Here is a 16,574-nt window from a genome sequence, read left to right as displayed (position 1 = left end):
GCTGACCGGCTGATGTCGAACTGTCGACTACCAGGCGCAGACGCCACAACAACGTGAGGAATCTATGACAAAGAGAAATTTCGGTTTCGGCTCGCGCGGTCAGGAAGTTACCCCGCTTGTCGTTCGCGACAGCGTAGTCTTCAACTTGAGCCGCAGCTCGAAGGGCGTTTACACGCTGCTTCTCAACTCTCCCGGACCGGTGAACACCATTCAGCCGGCCACTCTCTATGACCTGAATCGCATCCTGGATGTGATTGCGCAGGACCGTGATTGTCGCGGTCTGATCGTCAGCACGCCCTTCGAGAAGCCCGGTATTGCAGGCGCCGACATCAAGGAGATCCACCGCCTGCAGCATGATCCTGACGTCAATGCATTCGTCAAGGTCACAGAAGAAGCGAAGCGCATTCTCGGTCGCCTCAGCAACATGCCTTTCCCCACGGTCGCTGCTATCAATGGCGAGTGGAAGGGCGGCGGTTTCGAGATGGCGCTTTTCTGCAATCACATTCTCGGCATCAGCGGCAGCGAGCAGATGAGTGCCGTGCAGCTGCCGGAATGTCTGGTCGGGCTCATTCCCGGGTTCAAGGGCAGCATTCATGTCGCTCAGCGGATGGCGCGTCTGACCGATGCGGTCGAGTTCGTGGCCGGGTTCAAGCGCCTGAAGGCTGTTGAGGCTCAGGAGATGGGCTTGATCGACGGGCTTTGCGGCAGCTATGAGCAGATGATGGCGAGCGCCGAACACTACTGCTTGCAGTCGCCTACATGGAGGAAAATTCTCAAGGCGTCTCTGCAGCAGCAGACCAGGTGGCGGCGCGCTCTGCGCACCGCTCGCGAGCTGAAGGGACTCTTCGGTCGCAAGCGTGGTCAGGTGCTCATGGATGTGGTGGCTCCGAGTGTCATGGAGCACTTCGCCTCCACGCTTATTGGCGTCGGCATCTTCTATGAGGTGCTGGCTACAATCATCGGCGGTCCGAATGCCTATGGCTGGCTTGCGACGATGCTCGTTGGTCCGAACATCTTCGTCACAGCCTTGCTGGCTGGTGCCATCGCAATTGGTGCGTCCTTCGACGTTTCCATGCGGCAGTGGCTGGCTCAGACGATCGTCCTGCAGATCAAGGCGAAGAGCAATCTGAGCGGTCCGGTAAGCGTCGCCGGTCTGATCATGCAGGTGCGAGACCTGTCCGACGCCGAGGCTTCGGGTCTGGAATCGCAACTGTTCGCCAGGGAAGCTCGTTCACCCTTTGGGCGCGGGCTGGTCTCGCTCTTCGTCAAGAAGGGCGGCGCCAAAAACGCCTTTGCCAGGGTGGTTGCGCCGTCCATCAAGAAGCTCGCTATTGTCGGAGCTGGTGGTCCGATGGGTGCGGGCATAGCTGCTCTGGCGGCCGCGTCCGAGAGCATCGAGAGTCTTGTCTTGATCGACGTCAAGGCAGAGGCCTTGAACGATGCGATGGTTCGCATCGAAAAGCATCTCGTAAAGTCCGGGCTGACGGAAGACGAGAAGTTCCGGGCGATGGCGAAAATCGTCTACTCTCTCGACTATGATGCACTGCGCGAGTGCGATGCGATCATTGAGGCTGTGCCGGAAAAGGAGGGGTTTAAGCGCAACAGCTATGCCCAGATCGTCGAGGTCATGAAGTCGCGCACCAATCAGAACCCGTGGTTCTTGCTCACCAATACGTCGGCGCTCGATCTCGACTCTCTGGCGAGCGACCTGGGAGAGCAGGCGCAGCGCTTTGGCGGGCTGCACTTCTTCAATCCGCCCGAGCAAATGAATGTGGTCGAGGTCGGTCGCGCGGCTGCCACCACTGACGAAACCATGGCCGTCGGCGTGCAACTGGTCGCGGCCATGAACAAGGCACCGCTGCCGGTGTTCAACATGCGCGGCTTCAAGCTCAATCGCGAGCTTGGTCCGTATCTCGTCATACTGGCCCACTTGCTTGCCGAGGGCGTTCCTCCGGACGAAATCGACAAGGCAATCAAGCACTCCGGCGCTCCCATGGGACCGGCGGCGCTGCTCGATAAGGTCGGCGCCGATATCGTGGCGAGCGTCGCCAGGACTCTTCATGAGGCGCTTGGCGATCGCATGGCGTTGCCGGAAGACGGGCGCAATGTGCTCAAAATTCTCCTCGAGCTGGGCGATCTCGGCGAGAAGACCGGGCGTGGTATTTACGTCTGGGAGAAGGGCAAGCAGGCGCGCGACAAGAAGGGCAAGCTGATTATCAACCCCGCGTTGAAGGCGGCTTTCCCTGGTCTGGGCGAGAACAAGTCGTTCTCGCGTGAGGCCATTCAGACTCTGCTTCTTGGCGCAATCGCCAATGAAGCGGTGCGTGTCATCGAAGAAAATGTGGTGGCGCCCGAGCACCGCATTTATGGCGACGCTGCGTTCGTTCTTGGCACCGGTTTGACCGGCGTCTGGGGCGGACCGATTGGCTACCTCAATGCGCAGGGCGTGCGGGTCTTCGCCGGACTCAGCCGCATCATCGCCAGCGCCGGCCCGGAGACCTGGCGCAAGAACTTCCAGCCGTCCGAACTGCTGCGTCTCTATGAGCGCAACGGCGAAGACATCAAGCTGGACGATCCGACGAACTGGGCGCACTACTTCGAGGTGCAGCGGCAGGCTGAGGCTGCCGAGCTCTTGATCGAGGTCAACGACAAGAAGCAGGCGTAGCCTCTTCTGCCTCTGTCATGGTGCGCTGAATAACGCTAAGTCGTGTGGACTTTCGAGCCCACACGGCAATATTTTTGAGCACAGCGAGATGGTCTTGCTTGCTCACCTCCAGATAAGGGAGACAGAAATGAGTGTAGAAACGAAAGCCGGTCGCGGCTCCAGGAAGGTGAAGAAGACGGTTCTGAGCGAGCTTCTGCGTGGACGACCGAGCGGGGCTGTCATGCAGCTTGCGCTCAAGTTTTTCCCCATGCCGAGCATCTCGGACAGCGAACGATTGGCGCTGCAGGCAGGCGATGTTTCGATCGACGGCGGTCTCTTCGGCAGCAAGATTGACTGGAGGGCTTACTCGGCGTTGCCTTTCAATGGTCTCACCGATCGTGAGGCGGCGTTCATCAACGGACCCTGCAAGGATCTGTGTCGCATGGTCGACGCCTGGAAAATTCATCAGACGCGGCGAGTGCCGAAGAAGGTCATCGACTTCATTCACCAGCAGGGCTTCATGGGTCTCTTGATTCCCCAAGCTGATGGTGGTCTGGGCTTCTCCTGGCTCGCTATCTCGACTGTTCTGACCATGGTCGGTCAGGTTTCAGCCGCAGTCAGCACCTACATCACGATCGCCAACTCGCTGTCGGCGGCGGAGTTGATCAAGCACTACGGCACGTCCGAACAGAAGAAGCTGCTTCGGAAGCTCGCCACCGGAGAGCTTGTCCCATGTTTCGGTCTGACCGAACCGAAGAATGGCTCCGATGCGGCCAACATCGAGGCTTCGGGTGTGGTGTTTCGCCAGGCTGACGAGACGCTGGCAGTGCGGCTCAACTTCAGAAAGCGCTACATGACGCTGGGCCCGGTCGCCGACATCACAACGCTCTCCTTCCAGCTCTTCGACCCCGAGCACTTGCTCGGTCGGAAAGACGCAGATGGTGAACCGGTCACAGACATCGGCGTCACTTGCGGACTTTTGTGGAGGGGAACGCCCGGGTTCACGCAGGGCAAGCATCACATTCCGATCGGTGACGGCTTCTTCAATGGGCCTCTCACCGGCACGAACGTGATCATGCCCGTCAATGACATCATCGGCGGTGTCGATGGCGCCGGGCGGGGATGGCAGATGCTCATGCAGCAGCTGGCTGGCGGTCGCGCTATCTCGCTGCCGGCGGGCGCTCTGGGCGGCATGCTCTTGACGGCCGCTTCCGCCAACGCCTATTCCATGGTGCGGCGGCAGTTCGCCATGCCGATCGGCAAGATGGAGGGCATTATCGAGAAGCTCGCCCACATCAACGGCATTACTTACATGATGGAAGCGGCTCGCATTGGCGTCTGCTCGCTCATCGATTCCGGCATTGCACCGCCTGTGATATCAGGCGCGCTCAAGCTGTTTTCGACCGAGCTCGGCGCCGAAGTGGTCATCGCAGGCATGGACATCTTCGCGGGTGCTGCAGTGATGCAGGGACCGCGGAACATCCTCGGACGCATGTATGGATCTTTGCCGGTCGGCAAGACGGTCGAAGGCGCCAGCATCATGACGCGCACCATGCTCACTACCGGTCAGGGAGCGACCCGCTGCCATCCGTACGCGCTCGATGTGCTGACGGCTCTGGAACAGGACCTTCCCAATCAGTTCTGCACCGAGTTCGCCGCCTGGCTAGGCCATGCTGCGGTGGGCGCAGGACGCTGCCTGGCCCGCGACTTGACTGTCGGTCTGGCGAGCGCGAAGCCTGAGAACGTCGCACCCGAGACTGTCGATTTCTATCGTCGACTGGACTGGGCTACGACGCGCTTCGGCATGCTCATCGACCGCACGCTGCTGACCATGGGTCCCAAGCTCAAGGTCAAGGGCATGCTCTCCGGGCGATTCACCGACGCGTTCGGTTGGATTCTCTGGGCGAAGTTTGCCTTGCTGCGTTTCGAACGCGAAGGGCGTCGTGAAGAAGATCTTCCGCTCGTCGAATACGCGGTCGAATACGCTTTGCAGCAGGTGCAGCGGGCTTTCGAGGGCATCTACGCCAACTTCGAAGTGCCCGTGGTCGGCTGGTTGATGCGCAAGGTCGGCTTGCCGATGCTGCGCCTCAATACTCTGTCGGTCGGTCCGACTGACCGTCAGAAGAAGGCGGCGGCGGCGACCATGCAGACATACAACGATCAGTTCCTGCGACTGAGCGAATATGTCTACCAGCCGCCGGGAAGCGCGCTTGGTCTTGGCGTTTTGCTCAGAGCTTTCGAAGTCGAAACGGAAGCTCGGGGCGCCGCTGCCAAACTGAGCAAGGCTCAGAAGAAGGGGGTCTTGCCGAAAGGCGATATCCGTCCGGCTTTGATCGAGCGGGCTGCCAAACTGGGCGTGATCAATGTTTTGGAAGCGTCCCAGCTGAATGCCGCTTACGACTGGATGGAGACGGCCATCCAGGTTGACGAGTTCGAAGCCTCGGAGTATTTCGTGGGCGATGAAACGTCGGCTCAGGCCTTCCGAGTCTGAGCAGTGGTGCCGAAGTAATGGAGCGCAGCCGTCCCGGCTGCACCTAAACATGGAGCGCAGCCATCTCGGCTGCACCGCTTCTGATACCACATAACTAAAGGAAGAACGCGCCTCTCAGTGATCGATCAATTTCGGGAACTGGAGAGAGCGCGTTCTGTAAGTAGAGTTGGAAAAATGCACCGAGAATGGTGCCATCATCGCTGGAGAACATCATGACAAAGACTATTTCAACTGCGGCGCCGAAGAAGGCTCGGGGCGGCATCGGTGCGGTATTGCGCGACGGGTGGGAAATGTGCAGCAAGCTGCCTTTCGGCAATTTGCTGTTCAGCACCCGCATTAACCTCAAAGCCCCCTATACGGGCACGATCGGCGCCAAAGTTCTGGAGCTGGCACCGGGGTACGCCAAAGTGTCGATGAAAGACCGTTGGTTCGTGCGAAACTTCGTCCCTTCCATCCACGCCGTGGCGATGACGAATCTGGGCGAAATGACGTCCGGAATTGCTTTCCTGCACAGTCTTCCGCCTGGACTGCGCGGAATCGTCGCCAAGCTGAGCACGGAATATCACAAAGTCGCCCACGGCACGCTTGTCGCCATCAGCTATGCGCCGTCCGTTGAATTTTCGCTGGAAAAGCGAACCTTTGAAGTGAGGGCCTATATATACCAGCTTTGCTCGGCCGACACCGAAGGGGCTGTTGTTATACCATGCGCGCCGCACGCTCCCGAGGGGAACGAGACTGGCGTGCTCGTCGCCACATTCATCGCGGAATGGCACGTCAGCCCGATCACCGAGAAATCGAAAGTTTGATCGGCGACACGGGCTAGGGCGCAATCACACCAATCACCTGGTGGCACATTCGGTGTCACCAGGATGTTCGTATTCTCAGGTCAAACTCAGAAGGAGAGATCCTCATGACCAGAACAAGTGGGCGCCACGGCGACCAGGAAAGGAAGCCGACTCCTGAAGAGGAACTCGGCTTCACGCATGTGCAGAGCGCACATGGCATCTCGGAGTATGTCTTGAACGCCAATGGGCTCAAGGTCGTGCTCATGGAAGACCACTCCAAACCAGTCTTCACTTACTTGCAGATGTTCCGCGTCGGCAGCCGCAACGAGAAGCCCGCAGGTCTTTTCAGCGCCCTTTCTCGCCAGGCTCGCGTCAATCTCTCAGGCACGACCGGCGTCTTTCACTTCCTGGAACACTTGATGTTCAAGGGCACCGAAAAGCACAATCCGGAAAATGGCACCGGTGTTTTTGAGACATTCGGACCGCTGGGCATGTTGCTCAACGCCACCACTTTCTTCGACCGCACTTCTTATTTCGAGTGCGTCTCGGCTCAACACTTCGAGACCCCCATCGAGGTCGAGGCTGACCGTATGCGCAACTTGCTTCTTCATTCCGGTCCGGTGGAGAGTGAGCGTGGTGTTGTTCTCGAAGAAATGAGCATGCGTGGCAAAGATCCCGACAGGATCATGTTCGGCAAAATGTTCGAAACTGCTTTCCAGGAGCATCCTTATCGCTGGACTGCGATCGGGCTGAGACCGGATGTCGAGAACGTGACGCTGCCGCAAATTCGGGCGTGTTACGACACCTACCTCTGGCCGAACAATTGCGTCATCGTCTGTCGAGGCGCCGTCGAGAACATCGTCGTCCTGGCAGCGATCGCCCGGCACTATGCAAACATTCCGCGGTCGCCTCAGCCGATACCGCTCGTATTCGACGTTGAGCCACCCCAGGAAGCTGAGCGGCGTTTCGAGGTGCGCAAGAGTGGCGACTTGCCTCGGGTCTGGCTGGGTTTTCATGTGCCGGAGTCGAGTCAGGACGACACTTATGCGCTTGCAGTGATTGCGCGTATTCTGGGCGGCAGCAGCAATCCAGACAGCCGTCTCTACTCAGCCCTGGTTGAAAATGGGTTGGTCGCAGACGCTGGTTGCTCGCAGCTTGAGTTTCGCGATCCTGGACTTTTCACTATCGAAACGACGCTCACACCCAAGACGTCGGTCGAGAAAGTTGAGTCCGTGCTTCTTTCTGAACTGGCAAGACTATCTCAGGAGCCAGTTTCGGAGGAAGAGCTTGCTTTTGCGCGGGCAGCAAATCGTGTCAGCACGGTGCTTGGCCTTCAGGATCCTATGCAATGGGTGAAGTGGATTTGCGAAGGTGAATCGGCCGTCGGTGACTGGCGCTGGCAGGTGGAATTCGACGACTTATTCGACGAGGTGACATCCGAAGACGTCATGCGCGTGGCTGGCAAGTATTTCACCGAAACGAATCGCACCGTCGGCGTGTTTATTCCGACGAACTCGGATTCTGAAGAATCCTGAACAGAACAGAACCGAGTTGTGCATTCAATCATGCACTACTAGTGGTGTCTTTGGTATGGAACATCAGGAGTAATCAATGAAAGAATCTCAGGGTGCATCGGCGGGAATTCCGATGGGCATCGCCAATACAGTCGCGCAGCGTCTTCTGCACAATGGTCTGAAGGTGCTCGTCAAGTCTGTTCCTAACTCGGGTGCGGTCTCGATTGTCGGCAAGTTGCACGCTGGCGATGCCTTAGCCGGCGGCTATTCGCTCGTGCCGACTCTGGTTGCCCACCAGTTGAAGATGGGTTCCCGCAAATACTCCAAGCGAGAAATCGCCAGAATGCTTCAAGGCATGGGTCGCCTCGGTTTCGGGACTGATACGTTCAGCTTCGGCTTGAGCGCGTTTGTCACGGCTTCGAGTTTTTCTGACGCCATGCAACTGATGTCCGAACTGCTGCGCAACCCTCGTTTCGATGGCGGGGAGCTTGCTCTCGCGAAGAAGCAGTGGGCTTCAGATCTGACGCGCCGCATCAACGAGCCTGCCGAAATGGCGAGCAACGTTCTCGCTGGCAAGCTATACGAGAGCGGACCTTACGCAGAAAGAAGCTTCGCCGAAGCCCAGGCTGAGCTGAACGACATCGATTGCTCAATGCTGCGCCGCTTCTACGATGCGCACGTGGCACCGCACGGTGGCGTTATCTCGATCGTCGGCGACGTTGACAGCGAAGTTGCTTTCGCTCTGATCGATCGGTATCTGGGTGATTGGCGTGGGCCGACGGCACGGCCTATCGCTGTTGTCGCTGCGCCCCTGCCGCAGAAAAGTCGCTTCGATGTGCCGGTTGGAGACGAAGCCAATCTCGATGTCGTGATCGGCCGATCCAGCTCGGTGAAGTGGTCGAATCCTGATTTCTGCGCCGCGCGCATCGGCAACTTGATTCTGGGCGGCGATACGATTGGATCGCGCCTGGGCAAGATTGTGCGCGTCAAGCACTCGCTTACGTATGGCATCAACAGCGGGTTCCAGGAGTTGTATGTCGGCGGCGCACCGTGGACGATATCACTCTCGACCGATGCTCAGAAGGTTGAGAGCGCGCTTGAGCTGGTCGACAAAGTGACCTCGGAGTTCGTCAATGAGGGAGTCACTGAACTCGAAGTCAGCAGCCAGGCCAGTCGCGCTGTCGAAGCTTTCCTACTCGGGCTGCGCACCGATATGAAAGTGGCTACCACAATCGCCGATCTCGAGTTTGCGGGTCTCGGGGTCGAGGAGATCGATCTCTATCCGCAGCGCCTCAAGGCGGTCACTCGCGAGCAGGTGAACGACGCCATACGCGTTCACTTCGGTCTCGAAAACGCTGTCACTGTCGTCGCCGGAAAGGTGAACTGACTTTTCCACAACCGCAAATCAGCTCCGGTCGAAGAAAACACCGGAGCTGGTTTTTATCCCTAACATCGAACAGGAGGAGAAAATGGTTGCTCACCAGAATCCGCCGTTTCGCCTGCCTGCCACCGACATCGAACTGGTGTTGGCTGCCGGTGGAGTGAACGGCTTTCGCCATATCGGCGTGCTCGATGAACTCGAGGCGCAAGGGATTCCGCTCGGCACCATCCATGGTGTGTCGGTCGGCGCCATTGTCGCAGCCTTCTACACGAACGGGTATACTCCCGACCAGATCACTGAGATCTTTCTTGAAGCTCTCGAGGATTGCAAGGACCCGGTCACGGTCTTGCTGGCTGGTTGGAAGGAAATGTCCGACGAACTTCTCAAGCTGGCTATGGAAGGCTCTCTCAAGCCTGACCCGGGTGCTTTCATGGAAAGTGGCTGGGGCTCTGCTGTCGTCCGTATGACTGAGGCTGCGACTCGCTTCTGGCATCATGGCAGCAGTTTGCAGACGTTCTTGAGCTGCCTCACTCTGCCTGATCCGCTCAGGGTCAGCATCGGCGGTTTTGTTGATCTGGCTCGACCCATGCGCAGCATGGTCGAGCGCTACAATCTGCGTCCGCAGGACAACTTGAACCCGATCGCTGCTGATTTGTTTCGGCAGACCCTGGTCTCATTCCGAGGCAAGGATCATGATCTGGCTCATGTTCTGGCTTCGGCGTGTTCGCTGCAGAGGGTGTTCGTGCCTCAGTGGGATCACTTCGAGGGTGGTATGCGGCTGCTTGGTGATGGTGCCACCATTCACTACAGTCCGGCTGAATTTTGTCGTGACTCGGCAATCTTCAGCACCTTTCGTCCTGCCACCGAGGTGCCGGCAGAGGTGAAGAACTGGCTCTACCTGTTCTTCACCGAGTGCGAGGTGCACTGCCCGCTTGCGGGTAATCACCGCTATGTTGACCAGGCCAGGCACCTGGTTATCGAAACAGGCGATCCCGACGTTGCTGGTCTCAACTTCGGGCTCAGTGCCGAACGTTGCCTCAAGATGAGGCTTGATGCCCAACTGACGGCGCGAGAAGCGTTGAATCGCGCTCGTGAGGATGGAAAACTGGCGAACTTGCGCTGAAAGGCGCAAGTATCGCTTCCAATTTGTGCAACAAAAATCGTGAGGATACCTCAATGAGAAATGCCAACCGCAAGGTTCTCTGGCTCGGCGCCGCTTTGATGTGCGCCACGTTCGGAATGATCGGTGCCGCATTGGGTGCTGATGACTTGGGCATCGCTGAAGGTGGCATCGGGAATGCGCCCGCCACGTCCGGCGGCGTGATCGAGAATGGCAGCACGCATGTTGCTGTCATTCCGCCCGGGCGTTACGAGCAGGTCGACGCAGCCGATCGTTATTTGATCCAGCTTTGCCGGGGCACGGAACAGTGCTCCCGTCTGCGCGAAGATCTGAAAGCTTTCGCTCGCGCCTATCCCGGGCAGCGAATTCAGTTTGGACAAATCGACCTCGATTTGCACACCGAATATGATGCGAAGCGCAAGTCCGATTTTGCTGCGGCTAAGGCTGAATTCGAAGCTAGGGCGAAAGCGGGACTTCAAAACAACCTCGGGAAGTCGCATGTAGACGGCGATACGACCGTTACGCCGATAGCGCCCACATTCGAACAGAGGGGCTACTTTGATACATGCCCGGCAACCGGCCCGACTGCCGTCATATTCGTAATGAAGAGGAGCGATTCTCCCGATCTCTCCGAGGGCGTGATCTGCAGTCCGCAGGAGTTGGAAGGCTTCATTCAGCAGAACGCCAACGTCTCGGCCTCGGGTGCGGTCAGCTATGCGACTCCGGAAGCATACGAACGTGCCAAATTGGCCGATCGTCTGGACGCCCTGACGAAGCCGAGCATGGTCTTCGTCTGGACGACACAGGCTGGCAAGCGCTCCGGCGGAGTTGGACCAGGCTTCGCCGTAGGCATCGACAAGGCGGGGAACTGCGAGATCTCGACTGTCAGTCACGTCACCGACGAGGAATTCGCCGGGTTCGAAGTGACGCTGTCCAACGGTCAGAGCTATCCGGCTAAAAAGGTTCTGGAAAAGCGCGAACGTGAGATTTCCATTCTCACGGCGGCAGTTCCGGCTGAAGCATGCAAACCCTTGAAGATCGCCGACGAGCCAGCGAAGGCGGGCAGTCAGGTCTTCATGGGAACGCTGCCTTTGCCTGAGCATTTCAATCCGAGCAGCGCTCGTTGGACCCGTGGTCCCTCCGACAGCATCGGTCAGGTCAGCGAGGTCAAGCCGTTCGCCGCTTTGCCCGGTCTCGACTCGCGTTATGCGCTGGGTCAAGAAGTCGTGGTCGAGAACATCCAGGGCTACAGAGGCGATTCTGGGAACCCTGTCGTTAATCTCAACGGCGAGGTGGTCAGCATGTCGTTCGTCACCCAGCAAGGTGGCGGCGTTACCCTTGCTTTGCCGGCTCGTTTCATGAAGGAGGCGCTTGACGATCTGCACCGCCAGTGATATCAGCTGTTCTACCTGACGAAAAGGTGATCTATGAAGAGGGGTCTGGAAGCACTGGTATCGTTCGCGATACCGGTGCTTATCTTTCTGGGTGTGGTTGCGGTACTCGCAGCTTATTATGGTGCGCTTTATTCCAGCCTGCAAGGTTTGGGTTCGTTGCAGTTGCCGGAGTGATGCACCGCCGTATGGTGGTCTGGACGAGCGCGATTTAGTTCGCGCTTGTTTATTGACATTGGCAATCGGCGGCTGGAAGGGCTGCCGATGCCATTAAGTGACAACAGATCAAACATGAAGGAGTAAGACATGCTGCTTGATAAACGCAGTCGAGACAAGTTCATCGCCGGCTTGATGGCCAGGATGACTCTGCAAGAGAAGATCGGACAGCTCAATTTGCTGTCTGTCGGTTCCGCTGTCACCGGCCCGATTATGAGTGTTGGGGCAGAGGATAAAATCAAAGGTGGCCTTGCTGGAGGCGTCTTCAATTCGATCGGTCCGCAAGTGGTGGGTCCGTTGCAGACGATGGCGGTCACTCAGTCGCGTCTTGGCATTCCGCTTTTGTTCGGCTATGACGTCATTCATGGACACCGCACAATCTTCCCTCTGCCGCTCGGACTGGCGGCTACGTGGGATATGGATCTGATCGAGCGCACTGCTCGCGCCGCGGCCGGCGAAGCCTCCGCGGATGGCGTCAACTGGGTTTTCTCGCCGATGCTCGATGTCTGCCGAGATCCCCGTTGGGGTCGGGTTGCGGAAGGCGCCGGTGAAGACCCCTTCCTCGGTTCGAGAATCGCTCAGGCTATGGTGTGCGGTTACCAGGGTGCTGACCTTCGCGATCCCCGTGCTGTGGCGGCGTGCATTAAGCACTTCGCGCTCTACGGAGCCGCGGAAGCAGGTCGCGACTACAATACGGTCGACATGAGCCGCTGGCGCATGTTCGATTACTTCCTGCCGCCCTACCGTGCTGGTGTTGAGGCGGGCGCGCTGAGCGTGATGACCTCATTCAATGAGGTCGACGGACTTCCCGCTACCGGCAACAAATGGTTGTTGACGACGCTGTTGCGCAAGATGTGGGGATTCCAGGGCTTTGTCGTCACTGACTACACGGCCATCAACGAGATGATCGAGCATGGCGTCGGCGATGAGGCTACTGTCGGTGAGTTGGCTCTGAGCGCCGGCACCGACATGGACATGGTCGGCGAAGTGTTTCTCAAACACCTTGCCGACTCGGTTGAGGAAGGGCGCATCAAGGTTGAGCAGATCGATGCTGCCTGCCGCGTCATTCTCGAAGCTAAGTGGGAACTTGGATTGTTCGAAGATCCGTTCCGAGGGCTCAGCGAAGAACGCGTCAAGAACGAGATCATGAGCCCCGATAAGCTCGCACTGGCGCAACAGGCTGCCGCGGAGAGCATTGTGCTCTTGAAAAACGCGAACAATGTTCTGCCACTGCGGCCGGAGCAGAAGATTGCCTTCGTCGGGCCTCTGGTGACAGACAATCGCAACTTGATTGGCTGCTGGAGCGCTGCCGGCGACTGGAAGAGAACCACTAGTATGTGGCAGGCCATCAGGCAGAAGTTCGGTTCGGCATCCTTCATACATCGAAAGGGCTGCAATCTTATCGATGAGCCCGACCTTATTAAGAAGCTGGGAGATGGTCAGATCACCATCGACGAGAAGTCGCCGGCTCAGCTGATTGACGAAGCCGTGGAGGTCGCTTCTCAATCTGACGTTGTCGTGGTTGCGCTCGGCGAGTGCCTCGGCCTGACGGGCGAAGCTTCTTGCCGCAGCACGATCGGCTTGTTTGAGAACCAGGTCGCCCTGTTGAAGGCGCTCAAGGCGACGGGGAAACCCATCGTTCTTGTTCTCATGAATGGTCGCCCCCTCACGCTCAGTTGGGAAGACGAGAATCTCGACGCAATTGTCGAGACATGGTTCGGCGGCACTATGGCTGGTGCGGCTATCGTCGACGTCCTATTTGGCGATGTCAACCCGAGCGGAAAGCTGACTATGAGCTTCCCTCGTACGCTCGGGCAGGTGCCGATCTTTTACAACCACAAAAATACGGGGCGACCTTTCGACCCGACGCAGCCTGATCTTGAATATCGCAGTCGCTATCTGGATGTGGCGAACTCGCCGCTCTATCCGTTTGGCTTCGGATTGAGCTACACCAACTTCGAGATCGGACCTGTCAAACTCAACACCGACAACATATACGAGGGCGAAACACTGACTGCGACGGTGACGCTTACCAATGTTGGTGAACGTGCCGGTGCTGAAGTGGTGCAGCTCTATATCCGTGACCTTGTCGGAACTGTGACGCGACCCGTTCAAGAACTGAAGGGTTTCCGTCGCATCTTCCTCGAACCTGGTGAGTCGGCGTTAGTTCAATTCGAATTGACGTCCGATGACCTCAGGTTCCATAACCAGGATCTCGAGTTCGTTGCTGAACCTGGCACCTTCCAGCTCTTCATCGGCGCCAACTGCCGAGACGTGCAGGCGGTGCAGTTCGAACTTCGGTCCTGATGGGAATATTCGTTCCTGACAGGAATTATAAGTCCTGACAAGAAATGCGTGCGCGTCGGTTTCGATGCGCACGCAAATATGTTTGATGGCGCAGATGGTGCACGATTTGTGTCTGGTCGTGCATGTCATGGGAATGCACGCTACACGTGTATTTCCATGGTATGCATGCGAGAAAAATGAGGTGCACGCGGGACGCGTGCGCTCCATGCGAAGAGAAATTAGTTGCACGCGAGACGCGTGCGCTCCATGCTGGGAGATAAGCCGATGGGCACTCGAAAGACAAATGGCGGCGGCGAGGTCACTCTCAGCCGTGACCGCATCCTCATCAATGGTCGCGCGCAACTTGTTAGCGCGGGCGAAGTTCACTACTTTCGTGTGGCGCCGCGGGATTGGAAAGATCGGCTCACCAAGTTGCGTGACGCTGGACTCAATACTGTCGCGACATATGTGCCGTGGGTTTGGCACGAGCTGGGAAAGGGAGAGTTCGACTTCGAGGGCGTTTCGGACCCGAAGCGTGATCTGATCTGCTTCATCAGGCTCTGTCACGAGATGGGTTTGCAGTGCATTGTCAAACCCGGGCCGTTCTGCATGGCCGAGCTGAAGAACGAGGGCATTCCTTCGCGCATCAAAAAGGAACATCCGGAAGTTCGTCCAGTCACATGGGACGGCAAGCCGATTTCGACAATGACCGTCGACTATCTGGCTCCGGCTTTCCTTGCCGAGGTGAAGGTCTGGTATGACAATGTCATGCCGGTGCTCTCGAGATACACCGCATCCAACGGTGGTCCGATCATCGCGGTGCAGCTGGATAATGAGATCGGCATGCTCAGCTGGGTTTCGAACAGCCCGGACCTGACTGACTGCATGTGCGAGGAATTTCGCAACTGGGCGATCAATCGTTATGGCGGGAGCCTCGCCGGTGCTCGCATCGGCGCTCGGTCTTCCGATCACATTGCCTGGGCCGCTGCGCTTCGCAGCCCGGGTGAGAAATCGCTGGCGCTGCACCATGATCTCGGTCTGTTCATGCGTGACCGTTTCGCCCGTTACGTCTCGACGCTCAGCCAGTATGCTCGTCAGAACGGCGTCACTGGTCCCTTCATCATCAATGTACATGGCACAGGTGGTGGTCGGGCGCGAAATTTCCCGATTGGCATCAGCCAGTTGCATGAAACCTGGGCGACGGCAGATCAGATCACTGCTGGTTCTGATCTCTATCTGGGCGACCTGACCGTGGCCAACGTCGCTGACCTCTATGTCGTCAATGCTATGTTGAAGGCGACTCTTGGAGAACGTCCAGCCACAGCGATGGAGTTCGAAGCCGGCACAGGAAATTACGGTTTCGATATGGGCGAACTGTATGCACCCGAGGCGGTCAAGCTCAAAACTATCTTGAGCACTGCCCAGGGTTTCCGTTTGCTCAACTTCTACATGTTGGCCGGCGGCGAGAACCCTTCTTTCGGCACCGCTGACGATGGCATCGATAGGCTGGCTTCGACCGGGCAGTTGCATGGCTATGCCGCGCCGATTGCTCCTGATGGTCAGGTGAACGCCACTTATCACGCCATAGCTCAGGCGATGGCGTCTGTGAATGGCGTGCGTGATATCCTCAGCACAAGTGCAGAAGAGAATGATGGTTTTGCTCTCGGGCTGGTCCTGGACCATTACCTGAGCGAGTATCATCATCCGGCTTCGCGTCTGCGGTCAGAGCAGGTTGCAGACCTGGAGCGCTATCGTGGCATGGGCCCGCGTGACATTCTCACTCGCGCTCTCCTGCTCGGTGGCTTTTCATTCCCTTGTGTGAATCTGCAGTCTGAGGTGCCGCAGTATCCTGTTGTTGTTCTGGCGACCGGACGCACTCTGGGGCGCCAGGTGCAGCAGAATCTGGCTGATTATGTGCTCAAGGGCGGCAAGCTTTTGCTTGTCGGTCTGTTGCCTGAGTGCGATCACGATGGTGAAGCTTGCACCATACTTGGTGACGCCCTGGGTCTGACAAGTGCCGGTCGTGTCGTCGACGCCGTTCGAGAGAGCGGTCCGTATTGGCCGACTGTCAAGGCTCATTCCTGGGTGTCTCCGCGACCCGATCAGCGTGTTACGGAAGCGCAGTTGCTTTCGTGCTCGGATGGTCGCCGGTGCAATGTTCTGCTCACGGAAATAGCCAGTCAGCTTCCGTGCGCTGTTGAAGTAGACGCCGGTCAGGGCAAAGCGATTGTGCTCGGTTGCGACTATCCGGCTGATCTCGATTTCTATCGCGCTCTCATGAGTGCGCTGGGCGTCGAGCCTCGCTGGAGACTGGTCGGTGCGGATGGTCCGGGAGTTGTGGTCACTTCCACTCTGTCGGAAGAAGGCGATCGCCTGGTGCACATGATCAATGTTGCACCGCAAGCGTTGTCGTTCCAGCTGCAGCGCAATGGAAAGACTCTGTTCGGCGGGCATCGCATTACCATACCGGCCAGGGGCACGCTGCTTCTTCCGTATGGTGTGCGGCGGAAAAGAGTGACCATCAAGCAATCGACGGCTGAAATCCTGGGCATGGACGAGAACAAGTTGATCGTCAGCCCTACTCAAGCCAACGATTTGATTGTCCTGGTTACTAACGCAAATGTGCGCTGTGACATAGGTGTCGTGACACGCAGGGGGCGAACGGTTGAAGTCTTGATCAGCAGGCACGAGCACAGAGATCGTCCGGTGGTTATTGACTTCGACTGAGCGTTGCTCCTCAACGCTA

General features: G+C 57.8%; 9 protein-coding genes. All 9 read left to right on the top strand.

Annotated features, from left to right (window positions below; all coding sequences use genetic code 11):
- The first annotated feature begins 64 nt into the window (after positions 1-64).
- The 9 genes from EKK48_26210 to EKK48_26170 all read left to right on the top strand — a co-directional run bounded on the left by EKK48_26210 (position 65) and on the right by EKK48_26170 (position 16,555).
- Entirely contained in the window at positions 65-2,665 is a 2,601-nt protein-coding gene (locus EKK48_26210) for a hypothetical protein (protein ID RTL36726.1), read from the top strand.
- A gap of 220 nt (positions 2,666-2,885) precedes the next feature.
- Positions 2,886-5,135 carry an acyl-CoA dehydrogenase gene (locus tag EKK48_26205; protein ID RTL36796.1) on the top strand — a complete coding sequence of 750 codons (2,250 nt, stop codon included), beginning with the start codon at positions 2,886-2,888 and terminating at the stop codon, positions 5,133-5,135.
- A 185-nt stretch (positions 5,136-5,320) separates the two neighbouring features.
- Complete coding sequence (locus EKK48_26200) at positions 5,321-5,941, top strand: DUF4442 domain-containing protein (protein ID RTL36725.1); 621 nt, start codon at positions 5,321-5,323, stop codon at positions 5,939-5,941.
- Between the two features lie 104 nt (positions 5,942-6,045).
- Positions 6,046-7,455: an insulinase family protein gene (locus tag EKK48_26195; GenBank protein RTL36724.1), complete on the top strand. Its 1,410-nt coding sequence runs from the start codon at positions 6,046-6,048 to the stop codon at positions 7,453-7,455.
- A 76-nt stretch (positions 7,456-7,531) separates the two neighbouring features.
- The gene (locus tag EKK48_26190) at positions 7,532-8,821 is read left to right on the top strand and encodes an insulinase family protein (protein RTL36723.1); all 1,290 of its coding nucleotides are present in this window, start codon (positions 7,532-7,534) and stop codon (positions 8,819-8,821) included.
- An 82-nt stretch (positions 8,822-8,903) separates the two neighbouring features.
- Positions 8,904-9,938, top strand: coding sequence for a hypothetical protein (locus EKK48_26185; protein RTL36722.1), 1,035 nt, complete (start codon positions 8,904-8,906; stop codon positions 9,936-9,938).
- Positions 9,939-9,991: 53 nt separating this feature from the next.
- Complete coding sequence (locus EKK48_26180) at positions 9,992-11,329, top strand: serine protease (protein ID RTL36721.1); 1,338 nt, start codon at positions 9,992-9,994, stop codon at positions 11,327-11,329.
- Positions 11,330-11,632: 303 nt separating this feature from the next.
- The gene (gene bglX, locus EKK48_26175) at positions 11,633-13,849 is read left to right on the top strand and encodes a beta-glucosidase BglX (GenBank protein RTL36720.1); all 2,217 of its coding nucleotides are present in this window, start codon (positions 11,633-11,635) and stop codon (positions 13,847-13,849) included.
- Between the two features lie 264 nt (positions 13,850-14,113).
- Positions 14,114-16,555: a hypothetical protein gene (locus EKK48_26170; protein ID RTL36795.1), complete on the top strand. Its 2,442-nt coding sequence runs from the start codon at positions 14,114-14,116 to the stop codon at positions 16,553-16,555.
- Positions 16,556-16,574 lie beyond the last annotated feature (19 nt).

It is taken from the genome of Candidatus Melainabacteria bacterium (assembly GCA_003963305.1).
GTDB lineage: Bacteria > Cyanobacteriota > Vampirovibrionia > Obscuribacterales > Obscuribacteraceae > PALSA-1081.
This window is presented reverse-complemented; position numbering and strand designations above follow the sequence as displayed.